Below are 20267 nucleotides of genomic sequence, written 5' to 3'. Positions count from 1 at the left end.
ATTGGCTGGTAGCCTGTTTGGTTACCGGCCTTTTCCTGTCTTACAGGATTTAGTTTTCTAAGTTGGCTCAAATTGGGTTAATTTACAGGATTAAGTGCTTAGGCACTGGGGCTCATATAACGAGCGCACAGGAAGTGAAAGTCGGAGTTGTTAGACCTGTCTGCTGACAACTGTATTCCGATAAGCCGCATTTTGCGGTTCAACCACTCAGACACACCGTTGGTGAACAAGCTGGGGATTGCTGATGGCATACTCTTACACCGAGAAAAAGCGAATTCGTAAGGATTTCGGTAAACTTGAGCCCGTTATGGATATTCCATACCTGCTCGCAATTCAATTGGACTCTTATCGGAGTTTCCTGCAAGCAGATTTTGACGCCGCCGAACGTCAAGATAGTGGCTTGCATGCTGCCTTTAAATCTGTTTTTCCAATTGTCAGTTATTCTGGCAATGCTGCACTGGAATATGTGAGCTATAAGTTGGGCAAGCCAGCGTTTGACGTGAAAGAATGTCAATTGCGTGGTGTTACTTATGCTGCTCCGTTGCGAGTGAAAGTGCGTCTGATCATTTATGATAAAGACTCGCCGAGCAAAGCAATCAAGGATATCAAGGAACAGGAAGTCTACATGGGTGAAATCCCATTGATGACGGACAACGGTACCTTTATCGTCAATGGTACCGAGCGTGTTGTTGTTTCCCAGTTGCACCGTTCTCCTGGTGTGTTCTTTGATCACGATAAAGGCAAAACGCACAGCTCCGGTAAGTTGCTGCATTCTGCTCGTGTTATACCTTACCGTGGTTCATGGTTGGATTTCGAGTTTGATCCGAAGGATCAGGTTTTCGTCCGAATCGACCGTCGCCGTAAGTTGCCAGCAACCATTCTGTTGCGTGCGCTTGAGTACACAAACCAGGAAATGTTGGACATGTTCTTTGAACGTGTGTCCTACACGGTGAGTGGCGAAGTCATCGAAATGATGATCGTTGCGGATCGCCTGAAAGGTGAGACCGCTGGCTTTGAAATCAAAGATGCTGAAGGCAATGTTATTGTCGAAGAAGGTCGTCGAATCACGGCCCGGCACATCCGTCTGTTGGAACAGGCTGGATTGGACAAAGTTATCATTCCCGACTCCTACCTGTATGGCAAGGCGCTGGCGACAGACATTGTCAATGCCAAGACCGGTGAAATCGTTGCTAACTGTAACGATGAAATCACGCCAGACGTATTGGAACAGATTAAAGAGCAGGGTATTGGATCATTCGAAACTCTGTACACCAACGATCTGGATTGTGGCGCCTTTATTTCTGACACCTTGCGTAATGACCCGACCAGCACGCCGTTAGAAGCATTGGTCGAAATCTACCGCATGATGCGCCCTGGTGAACCACCAACAAAAGAATCTGCGGAAACTTTATTCCAGAATCTGTTCTTTACCTCAGACCGTTACGATCTGTCTGCTGTTGGTCGAATGAAGTTCAACCGTCGTTTGGGACGTGAAGAAGACGTGGGTGAGGGCACCCTGTCCCGTGAAGATATCGTTGATGTTGTGAAAACATTGATAGATATCCGTAACGGCCACGGCACCGTCGATGACATCGATCACTTGGGTAACCGTCGTGTACGTTCAGTCGGTGAGATGGCTGAAAACCAGTTCCGTGTCGGTCTGGTGCGTGTTGAACGTGCGGTTCGTGAGCGACTATCCATGGCAGAAAGCGAAGGCTTGATGCCTCAGGATTTGGTGAACGCCAAGCCTGTTGCTGCTGCGATTAAAGAGTTTTTCGGATCTTCTCAGCTGTCTCAGTTTATGGATCAGAACAACCCGCTGTCCGGTATTACCAACAAGCGTCGTGTTTCTGCATTAGGACCTGGTGGTTTGACCCGTGAACGTGCCGGTTTCGAAGTGCGTGACGTACACCCGACGCACTATGGCCGGGTATGTCCTATTGAGACGCCGGAAGGTCCAAACATTGGTTTGATCAATACGCTCTCTACTTATGCGCGTACCAACAGCTACGGTTTCCTGGAAACACCTTATCGTAAAGTTGAGAATGGCAAGATCAGCGATGAAATTGTCTACCTGTCTGCGATTGATGAAGCACGCCACACCATTGCACAGGCAAACGTGCCTGTTGATGACAATGGCATGATTCAAGGCGAGTTTGTTCAGGTTCGTCACCAGAATGAGTTCACCATGGCACCGCTTGAAAAAGTCGACATGATGGATGTATCACCTCGTCAGGTAGTATCTGTTGCGGCCTCGCTGATTCCATTCCTGGAACACGATGACGCTAACCGAGCCTTGATGGGATCGAACATGCAACGTCAGGCGGTTCCTACTCTGAAGTCTGATAAGCCGCTGGTAGGTACCGGTATTGAACGTAATGTTGCGGTTGACTCCGGTGTCTGTGTGGTTGCGGATCGTGGTGGTGTTATCGAATACGTCGATGCATCGCGTATCGTTATTAAAGTGGATGACGACGAAATTGGCGAAGATGACGCCGGTGTCGATATCTACAATCTGACGAAATACACCCGCTCTAACCAGAACACCTGTATCAACCAGCGCACTATCGTCCGTCAGGGTGATGTGATTGCTCGGGGTGATGTTTTGGCAGACGGTCCGTCTGTTGACCTGGGCGAGTTAGCGCTCGGTCAGAACATGCGCATCGCCTTCATGCCTTGGAACGGTTACAACTACGAAGACTCCATTCTGGTATCTGAGAAAGTTGTTCAGGAAGATCGTTTTACCTCTATCCACATTCAGGAACTGACCTGTATCGCTCGTGATACTAAGTTAGGGCCTGAAGAAATTACTGCGGATATTCCAAACGTCGGTGAGTCTGCGCTGAGTAAGCTGGATGAGTCGGGTATTGTGTACATCGGTGCCGAAGTGGGCCCTGGTGACATCCTGGTGGGTAAGGTTACGCCTAAGTCTGAGACACAGTTGACCCCTGAAGAAAAGCTGTTACGTGCGATCTTCGGTGAGAAAGCCTCTGACGTTAAAGACACGTCTTTGCGTGTTAAAGGTGGCATGCGCGGTACCGTTATCGATGTACAGACATTCACCCGTGATGGTGTCGAGCGTGATCAGCGCTCAAAAGACATCGAACGTCAGGCTCTGGAAGAGTTCCGTAAAGACCTTAATGCAGAGTACCGTATTGTTGAAGATACCGTGTTCGAGCGATTGAACGATGCCTTCGTCGGTCAAACGGTTGCTGGCGGTCCAGACCTGAAAAAAGGTGACGTGCTGACTCAGGATTACCTGAAAGCTCTGCCACGATCAGACTGGTTTAAGCTGCGCATGCAGGATGAAGCATTGGCTGCTCAGTTGGAGGCTGCTGAAGCTCGACTGAAAGAGCGTAAGCACGATCAGGAAGAGCGTTTCGACGACAAAAAACGTAAGTTGCAGTCAGGTGATGATCTGCAGCCTGGCGTATTGAAAGTCGTTAAAGTCTACCTTGCCGTTAAACGTCGCATTCAGCCTGGTGACAAGATGGCGGGTCGTCACGGTAACAAGGGTGTTATCTCCGTCATCATGCCTGTCGAAGACATGCCGTATGACGAAAAGGGCAACCCGGTTGACGTGGTTCTGAACCCATTGGGTGTACCGTCACGTATGAACGTTGGTCAGATTCTGGAAACGCACTTGGGTGCCGCTGCCAAAGGTCTGGGCGATCGTATCAACGAGATGGTGGAAGAACAGCGCAGTATTGCTGAAATCCGCGATTTTATGGACCAGATCTATAATCAGTCCGGTAAAGGCTACCGTAACGAAACCCTCGGCGACTTCTCGGATGATGAAATCCGTGAACTGGCGAAAAACCTCAGCAAAGGTGTGCCTATTGCAACGCCGGTGTTCGATGGTGCGAAAGAAGAAGAAGTTAAAGGTCTGTTACGCCTTGCAGGTATGGATGACTCCGGTCAGATCCAGCTGTGGGACGGACGTACCGGTGACCTCTTCGAAAACAAAACGACAGTCGGTTACATGTACATGCTGAAGTTGAACCACTTGGTTGACGACAAAATGCATGCCCGTTCTACCGGCTCTTACAGTCTGGTCACACAACAGCCTCTGGGTGGTAAAGCTCAGTTTGGTGGTCAGCGTTTTGGTGAGATGGAAGTATGGGCACTGGAAGCATACGGTGCCGCTTATACCTTGCAGGAAATGCTGACAGTGAAATCGGACGACGTGAATGGCCGTACGAAGATGTATAAAAACATTGTCGACGGCGACCACCGTATGGAGCCGGGCATGCCGGAATCTTTCAACGTATTGGTGAAAGAAATCCGCTCTCTCGGTATCGATATCGAGCTGGAAAACGAAGAGTGATGAACGGTGGGCAGCCAGCAATGGCTGCCCGGTTGCCAACTCCCTGTGGAGCTGAAACATGAAAGATTTATTAAACCTGCTGAAAACACAAGGCCAGGCCGAGGAATTCGATTCTATCCGCATTGGTCTTGCCTCACCGGACATGATTCGTTCATGGTCTTTTGGTGAAGTGAAGAAGCCGGAAACTATTAACTATCGTACGTTCAAGCCTGAGCGTGATGGTTTATTCTGTGCCCGTATTTTTGGGCCTATCAAAGATTACGAATGCTTGTGTGGTAAGTACAAGCGTTTGAAGCACCGTGGTGTTATCTGTGAGAAGTGTGGCGTAGAAGTGACTCAGGCGAAAGTTCGTCGTGAGCGCATGGGCCACATCGAACTGGCTGCGCCTGTTGCACACATTTGGTTCTTGAAGTCACTGCCATCCCGCATCGGTTTGATGCTGGACATGACGTTGCGTGATATTGAACGCATTCTCTATTACGAGAGCTTCGTTGTGATCGATCCAGGCTTAACCAGTCTGGAAAAAGCGCAGCTGCTGACCGATGAAGAGTACTACGAAGCCATTGAAGAATTCGGTGACGACTTCGACGCTCGCATGGGTGCGGAAGCCGTTCAGAAATTGTTGGAAGCAATCGACCTCGAAGGTGAAATTGCGACATTGCGTGAAGAAATTCCTGCGACCAACTCTGAAACCAAGATCAAGAAGCTGTCCAAGCGTCTGAAACTTCTGGAAGCCTTCTACAAGTCAGGCAACAACCCAGAGTGGATGGTGATGACCGTTCTGCCGGTTCTGCCGCCAGATCTGCGTCCTCTGGTGCCTCTGGATGGCGGTCGTTTCGCAACGTCTGATTTGAACGATCTGTATCGGCGCGTGATTAACCGTAACAACCGATTGAAGCGCCTGTTAGAGCTCTCTGCTCCGGACATCATCGTGCGTAACGAGAAGCGTATGCTGCAGGAGTCTGTAGACGCGCTGTTGGATAACGGTCGTCGCGGTCGTGCCATCACAGGGTCGAACCGTCGTCCGCTGAAGTCCCTGGCTGACATGATCAAAGGTAAGCAAGGTCGTTTCCGTCAGAACTTATTGGGTAAGCGTGTTGACTATTCTGGCCGTTCGGTAATTGTGGTTGGTCCTACTCTGCGTCTGCACCAGTGTGGTCTGCCGAAGAAAATGGCGTTGGAATTGTTCAAGCCGTTCATCTTCAGCAAGCTTGAGCACCGTGGTCTGGCGACTACCATCAAAGCTGCTAAGAAGATGGTCGAGCGCGAAGAACCTATCGTCTGGGATATCCTCGACGAAGTGATCCGTGAACATCCGGTCATGCTGAACCGTGCACCAACGTTGCACCGTTTGGGTATTCAGGCATTCGAACCTGTATTGATCGAAGGCAAAGCGATTAACCTTCACCCTCTGGTGTGTGCGGCTTATAACGCGGACTTCGACGGTGACCAGATGGCAGTCCATATTCCGCTAACGCTTGAAGCTCAGCTTGAAGCTCGTGCGCTGATGATGTCGACCAACAACATTCTGTCACCTGCTTCCGGTGAACCGATTATCGTTCCGTCGCAGGACGTTGTGTTGGGTCTCTATTACATGACCCGTGCGCGCGTCAATGCGAAAGGCGAAGGCATGGTGTTCGCCAACATTGAAGAAGTGCAGCGAGCCTACGGCGCAGGTCAGGTTGCCCTGCAAGCGATCGTTAAGGTTCGTATTCGCCAGGTTAAGATTAACGAAGACGGTACCCGCGAAGAGAAAATCTCTATCGAAGACACTACCGTTGGTCGAACGATCCTGTTCTCGATTGCGCCAGACGGTATGCCATTCGACATGGTCAACCAGCCGATGAAGAAGAAGGCGATCTCTGGCTTGCTGAACGAGTGTTACCGTTCCGTGGGTCTGAAGGAAACCGTCGTCTTTGCCGACCAGGTCATGTACATGGGTTTCAGCTATGCAACGAAATCCGGTTCATCGATTGGTGTTAACGACTTCGTTATCCCACAAGCCAAATACGATATTCTGGCCGCGTCAGAAGCGGAAGTTCAGGAAGTTGAAGAGCAGTTTGCCCAAGGTTTGATTACTCAGGGTGAGAAATACAACAAAGTGGTTGACCTTTGGTCTCGTGCCAACGACCAGATTGCCAAAGCGATGATGGAAGGTATTTCTAAGGAAATGACCGTCGACCGTGATGGCAACGAAGTTGAAACTGACTCTTTTAATGCCGTATTTATGATGGCCGACTCCGGTGCTCGTGGTAGTGCAACCCAGATTCGTCAGCTTGCGGGTATGCGTGGTCTGATGGCTAAGCCAGACGGCTCGATCATTGAAAACCCAATTAAGGCTAACTTCCGTGAAGGTTTGTCCGTTGGTGAATACTTCATCTCGACGCACGGTGCGCGTAAAGGTTTGGCCGATACCGCATTGAAGACAGCATCCTCTGGTTACTTGACCCGTCGTCTAGTTGACGTCGCGCAGGATGTGGTCGTGACCGAACTGGATTGTGGTACCGAAAACGGCATTACCCTGGAGCCTATCATTGACGGCGGTGACGTTGTTGTTGGTTTGGGTACTCAGGTGCTAGGTCGTGTTCCTGCGGAAGATATTATTGATCCGGCAACGGATGATGTAATTATCCGCGCTGGCGTCATGATTGATGAAAAAATTGCCGAGCAGATTGACAGTGTGGGTGTCGATACTATTAAGGTTCGTTCGTCCATCACGTGTGAAACCCGTTTTGGCATCTGTGCGCAGTGTTACGGCCGTGACCTGGCACGTGGCCACCGCATCAACATCGGTGAAGCGGTTGGTATTATCGCGGCACAGTCGATCGGTGAACCGGGTACACAGTTGACAATGCGTACGTTCCACATTGGTGGTGCGGCGTCCAGTTCATCAGCCATTGATAACGTACAAGTGAAGCAGGCCGGTAAAGTGCATTTGCATAACGTTAAAACGGTTACCCGTGCAGATGGCCATTTGGTGGTGGTTTCCCGTTCGGGTTTGTTGGCGGTTGCCGACGAACACGGGCGTGAGCGTGAGCGCTACAAGTTGCCTTACGGTTCTGTGGTTGCTGTGCAGGATGGTGCCAAAGTCGATGCCGGTGACGTGATTGTTCGCTGGGACCCACACACACACCCAATCGTGTCGGAAGTTGCTGGTAAGGTTCAGTTCATTGGCATGGATGATGGTATTACCATTAACCGCAAGGTCGATGAGCTGACTGGTGTAAGCACCACGGAAGTGATTCCGCAGGCGCAGCGAAATGCAGCGGGTAAAGAAATTCGTCCATTGATCAAGATTGTCGACGCCAATGGTGATGACATCATGATTGGTAACACGAATCAGCCTGTTCAATACTTCCTGCCAGATGGTGCTCTGTTGAGCTTGTCCGGTGGTGCGGAAGTGCAGATTGGTGACGTTATTGCCCGTATTCCGCAAGAATCTGGCGGTAACAAAGACATCACCGGTGGTCTGCCACGAGTTGCTGACCTGTTTGAAGCCCGTAAACCAAAAGAATCGGCGATTCTGGCGGAAATCAGTGGCACCTTCTCCTTCGGTAAAGAAACCAAAGGTAAGAAGCGTATCGTTATTACGCCGACTGACGGTTCAGAAGGCTATGAAGAGCTGATTCCGAAGTGGCGTCAGATGAACGTGTTCGAAGGTGAACGTGTTGAGAAGGGTGAGGTTCTGTCCGACGGTCCGATGAATCCGCATGATATATTGCGAGTTCTTGGAGTTGAGGCACTGGCCAAGTTCGTCGTTAAAGAAATTCAGGAAGTTTACCGACTCCAGGGTGTTGTCATTAACGACAAACACATTGAAGTTATCTGTCGTCAGATGCTGCGTAAAGCTCTGATTACAGACAGTGGAGATACTGAATTTATTAAGGGTGATCAGGTTGAATACATGAACCTGCTTGAAGGTAACGACAAAGCAAACGAAGAGAACAAGATTACAGCTAAGTTCGAACGCGTATTGCTGGGTATTACCAAGGCATCCTTGGCAACGGAGTCGTTCATTTCAGCGGCATCGTTCCAGGAAACAACACGCGTTCTGACCGAAGGTGCGGTAACCGGTAAGCGGGATTATCTACGCGGTCTGAAAGAAAACGTGGTTGTGGGTCGACTGATCCCAGCCGGTACCGGTTTGGCGTACCACGCAGAACGTAAGCGTAAGCGTCTCGAACGTACCGGTGAAAAGCCGTCTATCAGTGCTCAGGAAGTCGAAGCAGCACTGAGCCAGGCGTTAAACAAGTAGACAGTACGCGGGCTGAACCGGTGTTCTATAACCGATTTCAGTCTGCTATTGACTAAGAAATGTGCGATAACGTAAAATCGCGCACCTTTCAGTACCCGGGTAGCTTGTCTGACCGGGTACTGTTAGTTCATGCGAAGTGAAATGAGAGAAAGAGGCTTAAATGGCTACAATTAACCAGCTAGTCCGCAAACCGCGTAAGCGTCTAGTGGAAGCAAGCGCGGTTCGGGCATTAGAAGCATGTCCACAACGCCGCGGTGTGTGTACTCGTGTATACACTACTACACCAAAAAAACCGAACTCAGCATTGCGTAAAGTATGTCGTGTTCGTCTGACTAACGGTTACGAAGTGTCTTCGTACATCGGTGGTGAAGGTCACAACCTGCAAGAACACAGTGTTGTCCTGATCCGTGGTGGTCGTGTTAAAGACTTACCAGGTGTTCGTTACCACACCGTTCGTGGTGCCTTGGATACATCAGGCGTTAACGATCGTAAGAATGGCCGTTCTAAGTACGGTACAAAACGACCTAAGAAGTAATCGTTGTTAAATTTTTTAGTCTCAGAATAAGCAGTAAGGCTGAGTCTGATACAAAGTTCTGAAAAGACGCGTGTATCAATGATCTCAGATCTGCCTGAAGACCTAATATTAAGGGGCTTATCAATGCCAAGAAGACGCGTCGCCGCCAAGCGAGAAGTATTGCCAGATCCAAAATTTGGTAATGTCACATTAGCGAAGTTCATGAACCACGTCATGGTTGATGGCAAGAAATCTATCGCTGAAAAAATTGTTTATGGTGCATTAGACATCGTAAAAGAAAAGGGTCATGACAACCCTATCGAAATGTTCGAAAAATCACTCGAAAGTATCGCGCCACTGGTTGAGGTTAAATCTCGCCGTGTTGGTGGTGCTACTTATCAGGTTCCTGTCGAAGTACGTCCTGCTCGTCGTGAAGCACTGGCCATGCGTTGGTTGGTGGATTACTCGCGTAAGCGCGGTGAAAAAAGCATGCGTCAACGTCTTGCTGGTGAAATCTTGGATTCCGCCGAAGGCAAAGGTGCTGCTGTTAAGAAACGTGAAGACGTGCATAAGATGGCAGAAGCCAACAAAGCATTCTCTCATTATCGCTTCTAATTTAACCTGAAACGGAGACTGAGTCGTGGCTCGTAAAACTCCACTGGCACGTTACCGAAACATTGGTATCGTTGCCCATGTAGACGCTGGTAAAACAACGACTACGGAACGAATCCTGTTCTATACCGGTTTGTCTCATAAAATCGGAGAGGTTCATGATGGCGCAGCTACCATGGACTGGATGGAACAGGAGCAAGAGCGTGGTATTACTATCACCTCTGCTGCGACCACTTGTTTCTGGCGTGGAATGGGTGCTCAGTTTGATGAGCACCGAATTAATATCATTGATACACCGGGGCACGTCGACTTCACCATTGAAGTTGAACGGTCTCTGCGTGTATTAGATGGTGCAGTTGTTGTTTTGTGTGCCTCTTCCGGTGTACAGCCACAAACCGAAACCGTTTGGCGTCAAGCAAACAAATACGGCGTTCCGCGCATGGTGTTTGTGAACAAGATGGACCGAGCGGGTGCTGACTTCCTGCGTGTTGTTGCGCAGATGAAAGACCGGTTGGGTGCTAACCCGGTACCACTGCAGTTGCCAATCGGTGCTGAAGATGATTTCAGCGGCGTGATTGACCTGATCAAGATGAAAGCCATTCATTGGACGGAAGAAGATCAGGGTATGACGTTCGATTACGGCGACATTCCTGCAGATATGCTGGACATCGCGGAAGAATACCGCCTTAAGCTTGTTGAAGCGGCTGCTGAAGCCAACGATGAGCTGATGGAAAAATACATGGAAACCGAAACCCTGACCGAAGATGATATCAAAGCAGGTCTTCGTCAACGGACTCTGGACGGTGAAATTGTATTGACCCATTGCGGATCGGCATTCAAAAACAAAGGTGTGCAGGCTGTTCTGGACAGCGTGATTGAGTACATGCCATCACCGACCGAAGTGAAAGCTATCGAAGGTGAATTGGAAGATGGAACCAAGCATGCTGTCGATGTTGACGACAGTGCACCTTTCGCTGCATTAGCTTTCAAAATTGCCACAGACCCCTTTGTTGGTACGTTAACATTCGTTCGTGTTTACGGCGGTGTGTTGAAGTCCGGTGATGCGGTTTATAACTCGGTTCGTGGCAAGAAAGATCGTGTTGGTCGTATGGTGCAGATGCACGCTAATAACCGTGAAGAAATCAAAGAGTTATTGGCCGGTGACATCGGCGCTTTAATTGGTGTGAAAGATGTAACCACTGGGGATACCTTCTGTGACCCAAGCCGTATCATTACGCTTGAGCGCATGGACTTCCCTGAACCGGTTATTTCGGTTGCGGTAGAGCCGCGTTCAAAAGCGGATCAGGAGAAGATGGGTGTCGCGCTGGGCAAACTGGCTCAGGAAGATCCATCTTTCCGTGTTCATACCGATGAAGAAACCGGACAGACCATTATTGGTGGACAAGGTGAACTTCACCTGGACATCATTGTTGACCGTATGAAGCGTGAATTCAAAGTTGAATGTAACGTGGGCGCACCGCAGGTCGCTTACCGTGAACGTATTCGTACCTCAGCTGATATTGATTCCAAGTTCGCCCGCCAATCTGGTGGTCGTGGTCAATACGGTCATGTTGTTGTTAAGTTTGAACCCGCTGAAGATTCAAACGCAGAAGGTTTGGTATTTGTTAACGAGATCGTTGGCGGTACCGTACCGAAAGAGTATATCCCAGCGGTACAGAAGGGCATCGAAGAGCAGATGAAGAACGGTATCCTCGCGGGTTATCCGTTGCTCGGGTTAAAAGCCACTCTGTACGACGGTTCTTACCATGACGTTGACTCCAACGAAATGGCATTTAAAGTTGCAGCCTCTATGGCCGTGAAGAAGTTAAAGGACAAAGCAAACCCTGCGCTTCTGGAACCGGTCATGAAGGTTGAAGTCGTTACCCCTGAAGATTACATGGGTGACGTAATGGGTGACTTGAATCGTCGTCGCGGGACGGTTCAGGGCATGGAGGACAGCCCAGCAGGCAAGGTAATCAACGCTGAAGTACCGTTATCTGAAATGTTCGGATACTCAACGGACTTGCGTTCCATGTCTCAGGGTCGTGCATCGTACACAATGGAATTTGGTGCTTATAAAGAAGCGCCGTTGAACGTTGTGGAATCAATTATTAAGCAATCTTAATTAGTTAGCGCTAACACTAGAGGAAATCCAAATGGGCAAGGCTACATTTGAGCGTACTAAGCCCCACGTAAACGTGGGCACAATCGGTCACGTTGACCACGGTAAAACCACTTTGACTGCTGCGTTGACTCGCGTATGTGCAGAAGTATGGGGCGGTGCTGCCGTTGCTTTCGACGGCATCGACAACGCGCCTGAAGAGCGTGAGCGTGGTATCACCATCTCAACTTCACACGTTGAATACGAATCACCTACTCGTCACTACGCGCACGTTGACTGTCCTGGACACGCCGACTACGTGAAGAACATGATCACCGGTGCTGCTCAGATGGACGGCGCGATCCTGGTTTGTTCTGCTGCTGACGGCCCAATGCCACAGACTCGTGAACACATCCTGTTGTCTCGTCAGGTTGGTGTACCTTACATCGTTGTTTTCCTGAACAAAGCTGACATGGTTGACGACGAAGAGTTGTTGGAACTGGTTGAAATGGAAGTTCGTGACCTGTTGTCACAGTACGAATTCCCAGGCGACGACACGCCTATCGTTATCGGTTCTGCACTGATGGCGTTGGAAGGCAAAGACGACAACGAAATGGGTACAACTGCTGTTAAGAAGCTGGTTGAAACTCTGGATGAATACATCCCTGAGCCAGTTCGTGCAATCGATCAGCCATTCCTGTTGCCAATTGAAGACGTATTCTCAATCTCTGGTCGTGGTACAGTTGTAACGGGTCGTGTTGAACGCGGTATCGTTAACACCGGTAACGAAGTACAGATCGTTGGTATCAAAGAAACCACCACAACAACCGTAACCGGTGTTGAAATGTTCCGTAAGCTGCTTGACGAAGGTCGTGCGGGTGAGAACATTGGTGCGTTGCTGCGTGGTACTAAGCGTGATGACGTTGAACGTGGTCAGGTTTTGGCGAAGCCAGGTTCTATCACGCCTCACACTCGTTTCGAAGCAGAAGTTTACGTTCTGTCAAAAGACGAAGGTGGCCGTCACACTCCTTTCTTCAAAGGTTACCGTCCTCAGTTCTACTTCCGTACAACGGACGTAACTGGAGCGTGTGAACTGCCTGAAGGCGTAGAAATGGTTATGCCAGGCGACAACATCAAGATGGAAGTAACATTGATTGCTCCTATCGCGATGGACGAAGGCTTGCGTTTTGCGATCCGTGAAGGTGGCCGTACTGTAGGTGCGGGCGTTGTTGCTAAAATCATCGAGTAATCGATTGATTAAGCAGTAAGCTTCACAAGAAACCCGCTTCGGCGGGTTTTTTGTTGTTTAACGGAAGCGGCCCGAACCAAGTTGCGTACTTTCAGGCCGCACAGTAGGCCGGGATGCCGGACCAGCGACGTTGTTGCTAAGATCATCGAGTAATCGATTGATTAAGCAATAAGCTTCACAAGAAACCCGCTTCGGCGGGTTTTTTGTTGTTTAACGGAAATAGTACGAACCAAGTTGCGTGCTCTAAGGCCGCACAGTAGGCCGGGATGCCGGACCACTCACATCTCACATCGGGATGCCTTACCACTCGCGTCTCAGCTCTCTTCAATTACTTCAGTGCCCTGAATTGGAACGCCAGATTTCTTGATGCACCAATCTACAACTGAATCGTGAGCCATTTTGCAGCGAAAAGCCGTTAAACAGCGGAAACACAAAGATGGCCAGATTTATGCTTAGTTGTCCAAATGGACAACTTTGGTTAGATTAGCAGGCCCTATTCATGAATTCAGTCACTCAGCATATGAGAAGCGCCGCAGGATTTTGCACACATGGACCCAGTCGGTGGTCGACCTCAACCACAGGTCCACTGCTCGGTCAGCGGCTGGCAGTGAAAGACTTATACGCGATCGAAGGGTACCCCAATGCGGCGGGGTGTCCGGATTGGCTAAGCAGTCATCGTCCCGCTTCAGAAACCGCAACCGCCATACGTCTGCTGATGGATGAAGGTGCGGAATTTGCCGGGTTTACTCATACCGATGAACTGGCTTATTCGTTAGAAGGCAACAACGAGCACTACGGTAAAACGGAAAATCCAAAGCTACCCGGTCACGCCAGTGGTGGCTCCAGTATGGGCAGTGCGGCGGCGGTCGCCAGTCATTGGGCAGATATCGGCCTGGGAACCGATACTGGCGGTTCTGTGCGGGTGCCGGCTTCATACTGTGGTTTATTCGGTATCCGGCCATCACACGGCGCCGTTAGCACTCATGGTTTAATTGGTTTGGCACCGCGGTTTGATACTGTCGGGTGGTTTACTCAAGACCCCGAGCTTCTGAATCGTGTGGGTCACATACTGGTTCCTAAAAGTCGTAGCGCGAGATCATCGGTTTTGGTTTTTGATGAACAGCTTTTTGAATTGGTGGATAGCTCATTAAAAGCGCCGTTAGTCGACGCACTGGCACGCATTGTGCCCTGTTTCGATCAGGTGCGAATGGTTGATCTGGGTTTGAGCCGGGCTTATCACGGCATCAGTGACGTTTTCCGGGTGTTGCAGGGTAGAGCAATTGCCAATTATCACGGCAAATGGATCGACGAGGTACAACCCAGCCTATCTGCGGCGGTGCAAGCGCGTATTGAAATGGCGCTGGCTATTACTGATTGCGAAGTTCGCGATGCAGAGTTCGTGCGCGCCAGTTTTAAAAGTTCGTTAAGTCATATACTGGCGGATGATGTGACGCTGTTTTTGCCGACAACTCCTACTACTGCACCGGCGCTGGGCGAAGACACTACTCTGTTGCGACCTCGTCTGTTAACGCTGACGGCCATTGCCGGATTAACCGGGGCCGCGCAGGTGCATTTACCGTTAATGCCTCAGGCGCATGGTCGAGGTGTTTCACATCCTTACGGTTTTTCTTTACTGCAGTTGGCGGGTAATGATTACGGGTTGCTTGACCTGACTGAAGCCGTCACGAATCATTGGAATGGAGACTTGAACCGATGAGTACATCTGACATCGCCTTTACGGCACCCCATTGGGCCGCAACCGATGCCGGTATGCACATCCTCCGTCTTGGTGGCACTGCAACCGAAGCAATGGTCGCTGCAGCGGCCGTGATAACTGTGGTGTACCCGCATATGAACTCCATTGGAGGTGACAGCTTCTGGCTGGTACACAACCGGGGTACCACTCAGCCTATGGCAATCGATGCCTGCGGCCGGGCAGCACAGAACCTGTCCTGTTATTCAGCCGATAATCCGATACCCGACCGTGGCGGTCGTGCCTGCATCACGCAAGCAGGCACCATCGCCGGTTGGTCGCAGGCGCTGGCTCAGGATCTGGGCGCGACATTGCCGCTGTCAACGCTGTTGGCACAGGCCATCCAATGGGCCGAGACGGGAATCGAAGTAACCCAAAGTCTGCAGGACGCCATTGATAAAGTATTGGCAGAGCCGGCCATACCTACGTCATTTCAACGACTGTATGCCCCTGACGGACGTCCATACCGAAAAGGCGATCTGTTCAAAAATCCGGAGCTCGCGGCCACTTTCCGGCAACTGGCTGAGCGTGGTTTACAGGATTTCTATCAAGGCGAGTTGGCATCTAAGATCAACGCCACCTTGGCGGCGGTGGGTAGCCCGCTGGAGTCGCTCGATATTGCGCAAACGCAAGCGGAAATGGTGGAGCCCTTGCGACTGACGCTCGATGGTCTACGTTGTTTCAATTTACCGGCACCAACACAAGGTGTGCATTCATTGCAGATTCTGTCGATGATCGAACAACGCCGTGCTGAAGTGCACACCGATGCGCAGTGGATGCACCTCATCGTTGAAGCAACCAAGCAGAGCTTCACCGATCGTGGACGTATTCTCGCAGATCTTGCCCACGTACCACCGGACTATCATCGCGCGCTGACGTCAGAACGACTTGTCGAAAAGGCGCGGCATATCGATATGCAGCGAGCCAAGCCGTGGCCCTTTACCTCTGAACATGGCGACACGGTTTGGATGGGTGCGCGTGACAGTCACGGTCAGCTCGTGAGTTTTATCCAGAGTATTTACTGGGAGTTCGGCTCGGCGGTTGTTATCGATGGTGCGGGTTTTGTCTGGAATAATCGCGGCATCAGTTTTAGTCTGGAACCGGCCGACATCAACTGTCTCGGTGCCGGAAAAAAACCAAGGCACACATTGAACCCTGCCATGGCCCTGTTCGACGACGGCCGTCGTTTAAGCTACGGCACGATGGGAGGGGAAGGACAGCCGCAAACCCAGGCCACTGTGTTCAGCCGGTATGTTTGGCAAAAGAAATCGTTGCAACAAGCAATCGCTGAAGGACGTTGGCTACTGGGGCGCACTTGGGGCGACAGCAGTCATGACCTGAAAGTTGAACAGAATATTGCCGATGAACTGGGTGAGCAACTGACGGCCTTAGGGCACCAATGGCAGCCAGTTCCCGCGGTCAACGAAATGATGGGGCACGCCGGAGCGATTGCGGATAATGTGGTCGAGCTTGATGCCGCCACCGATCCCCGATCAGACGGCAAAGCCTGTATCGAACAACCTTAAAAACCAAAACAACTATCGAAAATAACAATCAACAACAAAGAACAGTGAGAGAGTAATGACCGAATTATTAAATGCGTGGCCCATTGGTGTGGCCTTGATTGCCACCGGCATGTTTGCCGGGATACTCGCCGGGCTATTGGGCGTCGGTGGGGGTATCGTGATCGTGCCGGTGTTGTATTTTCTGTTACAGGGCTTCGGTGTCAGTGCGGCCTCCGCAATGGCGATTGCCACCGCCACCAGCCTGGCGACCATCGTTCCCACGGCCATCTCGTCGATCCGCGCGCACCATCGCAAAGGAAATGTGGATGTCGAGTTGTTGAAATTTTGGGGCGGTATCATTTTGGTGGCGGCCATTGGCGGTAGCTTGCTGGCATCGTCGGTCTCCGGTAACTTTCTGACTTGGATGTTTGGCATTATCGCTTTGCTAGTGAGTCTGAATATGTTGTTTCGCTCCGGGGCTCCGGCGTTATTCAATCAACTGCCCGGAAAGCTCGGGCAAGCCATGATGGCAACTTCGGTGGGTGGGTTGTCGGTGATGATCGGCATCGGCGGTGGTACGATTGGTGTCCCGTTACTGACGTCGTTTAACGTTGCTGCGCATCGGGCGGTGGGCACCGCTGCCGCTTTCGGTTTACTGATCGCCTTGCCCGGTGTCTTGACCTTGCTGGTTGTTGGTGAAACACCCATCGATGCACCAATCGGCACCTGGGGTCTGGTTAATATCCCTGCCTTTCTGTTTATCATTCCGCTGACCATTTTATTTGCACCGGTCGGTGCCAAAATTGGCGCTAAACTGAATCCTCAGCAATTGAAAAAAGCCTTCGCAATAGTGCTGTTTTTTACTGGTGCCCGTATGTTAATTCAGGTGGTAGGAGCCTAAGTCTATGATCAACACACAAGCTTTGAATCCACCACCAAGACTGTTAATGGGCCCGGGTCCGATCAATGCCGACCCCCGAGTCTTACGGGCCATGTCGGCTCAGCTGATTGGGCAATACGATCCAGCCATGACGGGTTTTATGAATGAAACCATGGCACGCTACCGACAGGTGTTTAAAACCCAACAACAATGGACATTGCTGATCGACGGCACTTCGCGTGCCGGTATCGAAGCGGTGCTGGTGTCGGCCATACGGCCGGGTGACAAAGTTCTGATACCTGTTTTCGGTCGCTTCGGACATCTGCTGGCCGAAATTTCTGAACGCGCCGGTGCTGAGGTTCACACCATTGAAGTGCCTTGGGGCGACGTTTTTAAGCCGGAGCAAATTGAAGCAGCCATTAAAAAAGTTCAGCCTAAAATGCTGGCAATTGTGCAGGGCGATACGTCTACAACTATGTGTCAGCCTTTGTCTGAACTGGGCGCGATTTGTCGTGCACACGATGTGCTTTTTTATTCGGATGCTACAGCGTCTATCGTGGGTAATGAGTTTAAAACGGATGAATGGCAACTGGACGCCGTGTCCGTTGGGTTGCAAAAATGTTTGGGTGGTCCGTCTGGTTCTGCGCCCATTACCTTGAGTGATCGGTTTGTAGATTGGATTCGCAAACGTCGTCGAGTTGAGGCAGGCATCCGCACAGAAGCCCATCAGGATGGTGTAGAACCCTTTATCCGTTCTAATTATTTTGATTTGCCGATGATTCTCGATTACTGGGGTGAAGAGCGTCTGAATCATCATACCGAAGCGACAACCATGTTATATGGAGCGTCGGAATGCGCACGCATTGTCCTTGAAGAAGGTGTCGATAACTGTATCGCCCGGCACAAGCTGCATGGCGACGCCATGCTCGCAGGGTTGCAGGCGCTGGGATTAAAAACTTTCGGTGACCTTTCGCATAAAATGAACAATGTCGTCGCCGTGTATATTCCTGACGGTGTGAATGGAGATGCCGTCCGTTCGCAGATGCTGATGGATTTCGGTATCGAAATCGGTACCTCCTTTGGTCCCTTGCACGGCAAAGTCTGGCGCATCGGCACCATGGGATACAACGCGCGAAAATCGGCGGTGTTGCAAACACTCTCCTGTTTAGACGCCTGTTTAGCAGCGAATGGTTATCGTGGTCCGAAGGGCGAAGCCGCCACTGCCGCGTTAGCGTGGTACGCCAATGCCGGCTAAAACACAGGACATCGTTGCCCGAGTATTAGCGCGCTGTGATCAGCTCGCACAGTTCAGTGAGCTGGAAGATGGCGTCTTGCGCCAGTACCTGACCCCGGAGCATCGAGCCGCAAATCAGCAGGTCGCTCAGTGGCTCAACGACGCGGGGCTGATGAGTTGGCAAGACAGCGTGGGTAACCAGTGGGGTCGGCTGCCTGCAGCAAAAGAAAATGTCCCCAGGTTGATTCTGGGTTCGCACCTGGACACCGTGCCATTCGCGGGTAAATACGACGGTATTCTCGGCGTTCTGCTGGCAGTTGAGTTGTTGAGTTATTTTTCCGATCAGGCACCGCTGCCCTTTCATCTTGATGTGGTTGGCTTTGCCGACGAAGAAGGCACGCGTTTTGGCACGACGCTGATCGGTTCGAAAGCGCTTGCCGGTCAGTTTGCCAGTCACTGGTTGCAACTGACTGACCGGAGCGGGACAACCATGGCAGATGCTCTTCAGGAATTTGGATTGTCAGCCGATCAAACGTCTGCCGCGACGCTTAATGCGCGCGATATTCTTGCCTATTGGGAAGTTCACATTGAACAGGGACCGGTGTTAGAAGCGTTGCAGCAACCGTTAGGGGTGGTGTCCGGTATTGCGGGCGCCAAGCGCGCGCACATTCGTATTCAAGGCCAAGCCGGACACGCGGGTACTACGCCAATGCACATGCGCCAAGACGCATTGGCCGGGGCGGCAGAGTTGATTCAGTTTATTGAAACCAGCGCGCGAGGCGGACAACACCAGGAAGTCGCCACGGTCGGTAATGTTAACGTTAAACCCGGCGCTGCGAATGTCATTGCTGGCGCCTGTACTCTAACGCTGGATGTCCGTGCGTTAAACGATGCCGACCGTGACGCGTTGGTGCTGCGCATCGAAGCATTCGCGCAACAGATGGCCGCACAACGTCAATTAAATTGTGAGTTCGATTGGTATCACGAAGCGCCCGCCGTTCTTTGTAATAATCACATTCAGCAGCAATTTCATCAGGCTGCACGCAATGCCGGTTTACAGATTCCAACCTTACCGTCGGGCGCAGGTCATGATGCGATGGCCGTTGCTTCGGTCGCACCGGTTGGTATGTTGTTTCTCCGCAGCCCTGGAGGGATCAGCCATCACCCGGATGAACGGGTAATTGCCGACGATATCGGGTTGGCGTTTAACGTGATGAAAGAAGCCTTAATGTTACAAGCTCTAAAGTAGGTGCGCTTTCAGAATGCTGTATAGCTCTGGCCGATGCGTTTTGATTTCCTCAACCGTCAGGCCTTCGAGGGAATGTGGATACTTAAGCCAAGCCGACGTTTCATGAACAAAGTAGTCGGGTTCGAAATCAACTTCTCGGCGACTGGGTTTGTAAAATGGGATCGCAATACGCACGTCTGTTGGCATGTTACGACGTGTCTTGGCTTTTAACTGATCGAGCACCGCAGCAATGGAACGGCCGGTGTCGAATACGTCATCGACGATCAAGAGTTTGTCGTGGTCCTGAACATTTTTAATCAGATAGTTCAGATCATGAACCTTGACGGTTCTTGCTTGCTGATCGATTCCGGCCGCGTAGGACGAGGTACGGATGGCAATGTTGTCGGTTACGATGCCGTGGTAACTGAGGAACTCCTGTACCGCGATGCCGATCGGCGCTCCACCACGCCACAGTGCAATGATAAAGGTGGGACGGAAGCCGCTGTCCAATACTTTTTTCGCCAGGGTGAACGAATCCATCAACAGTTGTTCACCGGATAAATAGGTTTTTTCCATGACCAGAACTCTTGCGAATTAACCACAACATCA

12 protein-coding genes are annotated in these 20267 nt (G+C 50.9%); 11 read left to right on the top strand and 1 reads right to left on the bottom strand.

The window, feature by feature from the left end:
• Positions 1–244 precede the first annotated feature (244 nt).
• From rpoB to IYN85_RS14945, 11 genes are all read left to right on the top strand, one after another.
• On the top strand, positions 245–4327 hold the full coding sequence (gene rpoB, locus IYN85_RS14995; protein ID WP_196159710.1) for a DNA-directed RNA polymerase subunit beta: 4083 nt from the start codon (positions 245–247) through the stop codon (positions 4325–4327).
• 58 nt (positions 4328–4385) lie between these two features.
• The gene (gene rpoC / locus IYN85_RS14990; RefSeq protein WP_196159709.1) at positions 4386–8582 is read left to right on the top strand and encodes a DNA-directed RNA polymerase subunit beta'; all 4197 of its coding nucleotides are present in this window, start codon (positions 4386–4388) and stop codon (positions 8580–8582) included.
• Between the two features lie 160 nt (positions 8583–8742).
• Complete coding sequence (gene rpsL / locus IYN85_RS14985) at positions 8743–9117, top strand: 30S ribosomal protein S12 (RefSeq protein ID WP_196159708.1); 375 nt, start codon at positions 8743–8745, stop codon at positions 9115–9117.
• 123 nt (positions 9118–9240) lie between these two features.
• Positions 9241–9711: a 30S ribosomal protein S7 gene (rpsG, locus tag IYN85_RS14980; protein ID WP_196159707.1), complete on the top strand. Its 471-nt coding sequence runs from the start codon at positions 9241–9243 to the stop codon at positions 9709–9711.
• Positions 9712–9736: 25 nt separating this feature from the next.
• A complete protein-coding gene (gene fusA / locus IYN85_RS14975; protein ID WP_196159706.1) occupies positions 9737–11833 on the top strand; it encodes an elongation factor G in 2097 nt (698 codons plus the stop codon).
• Positions 11834–11864: 31 nt separating this feature from the next.
• Positions 11865–13058, top strand: a complete 1194-nt coding sequence (gene tuf / locus IYN85_RS14970) for an elongation factor Tu (RefSeq protein WP_196159705.1) — start codon at positions 11865–11867, stop codon at positions 13056–13058.
• Positions 13059–13557: 499 nt separating this feature from the next.
• Positions 13558–14775 carry an amidase family protein gene (locus IYN85_RS14965; RefSeq protein WP_196159704.1) on the top strand — a complete coding sequence of 406 codons (1218 nt, stop codon included), beginning with the start codon at positions 13558–13560 and terminating at the stop codon, positions 14773–14775.
• Positions 14772–16337, top strand: a complete 1566-nt coding sequence (locus tag IYN85_RS14960; RefSeq protein WP_196159703.1) for a gamma-glutamyltransferase family protein — start codon at positions 14772–14774, stop codon at positions 16335–16337. The genes IYN85_RS14965 and IYN85_RS14960 overlap by 4 nt, the downstream gene beginning before the upstream one ends.
• Positions 16338–16392: 55 nt before the next feature.
• Complete coding sequence (locus tag IYN85_RS14955; RefSeq protein WP_196159702.1) at positions 16393–17217, top strand: sulfite exporter TauE/SafE family protein; 825 nt, start codon at positions 16393–16395, stop codon at positions 17215–17217.
• 4 nt (positions 17218–17221) lie between these two features.
• Positions 17222–18451 (top strand): alanine--glyoxylate aminotransferase family protein, encoded by a 1230-nt coding sequence (locus IYN85_RS14950; protein ID WP_196159701.1) that lies wholly within the window; start codon positions 17222–17224, stop codon positions 18449–18451.
• Positions 18441–19679, top strand: coding sequence for an allantoate amidohydrolase (locus tag IYN85_RS14945; RefSeq protein WP_196159700.1), 1239 nt, complete (start codon positions 18441–18443; stop codon positions 19677–19679). Before IYN85_RS14950 ends, IYN85_RS14945 begins: the two co-directional genes overlap by 11 nt.
• Here IYN85_RS14945 and IYN85_RS14940 read toward each other — a convergent pair.
• Entirely contained in the window at positions 19671–20234 is a 564-nt protein-coding gene (locus tag IYN85_RS14940; protein WP_196159699.1) for a phosphoribosyltransferase, read from the bottom strand. The genes IYN85_RS14945 and IYN85_RS14940 overlap by 9 nt on opposite strands.
• Positions 20235–20267 lie beyond the last annotated feature (33 nt).

The sequence above is a fragment of the Reinekea sp. G2M2-21 genome (genome assembly GCF_015687175.1).
GTDB lineage: Bacteria > Pseudomonadota > Gammaproteobacteria > Pseudomonadales > Natronospirillaceae > Reinekea.
This window is presented reverse-complemented; position numbering and strand designations above follow the sequence as displayed.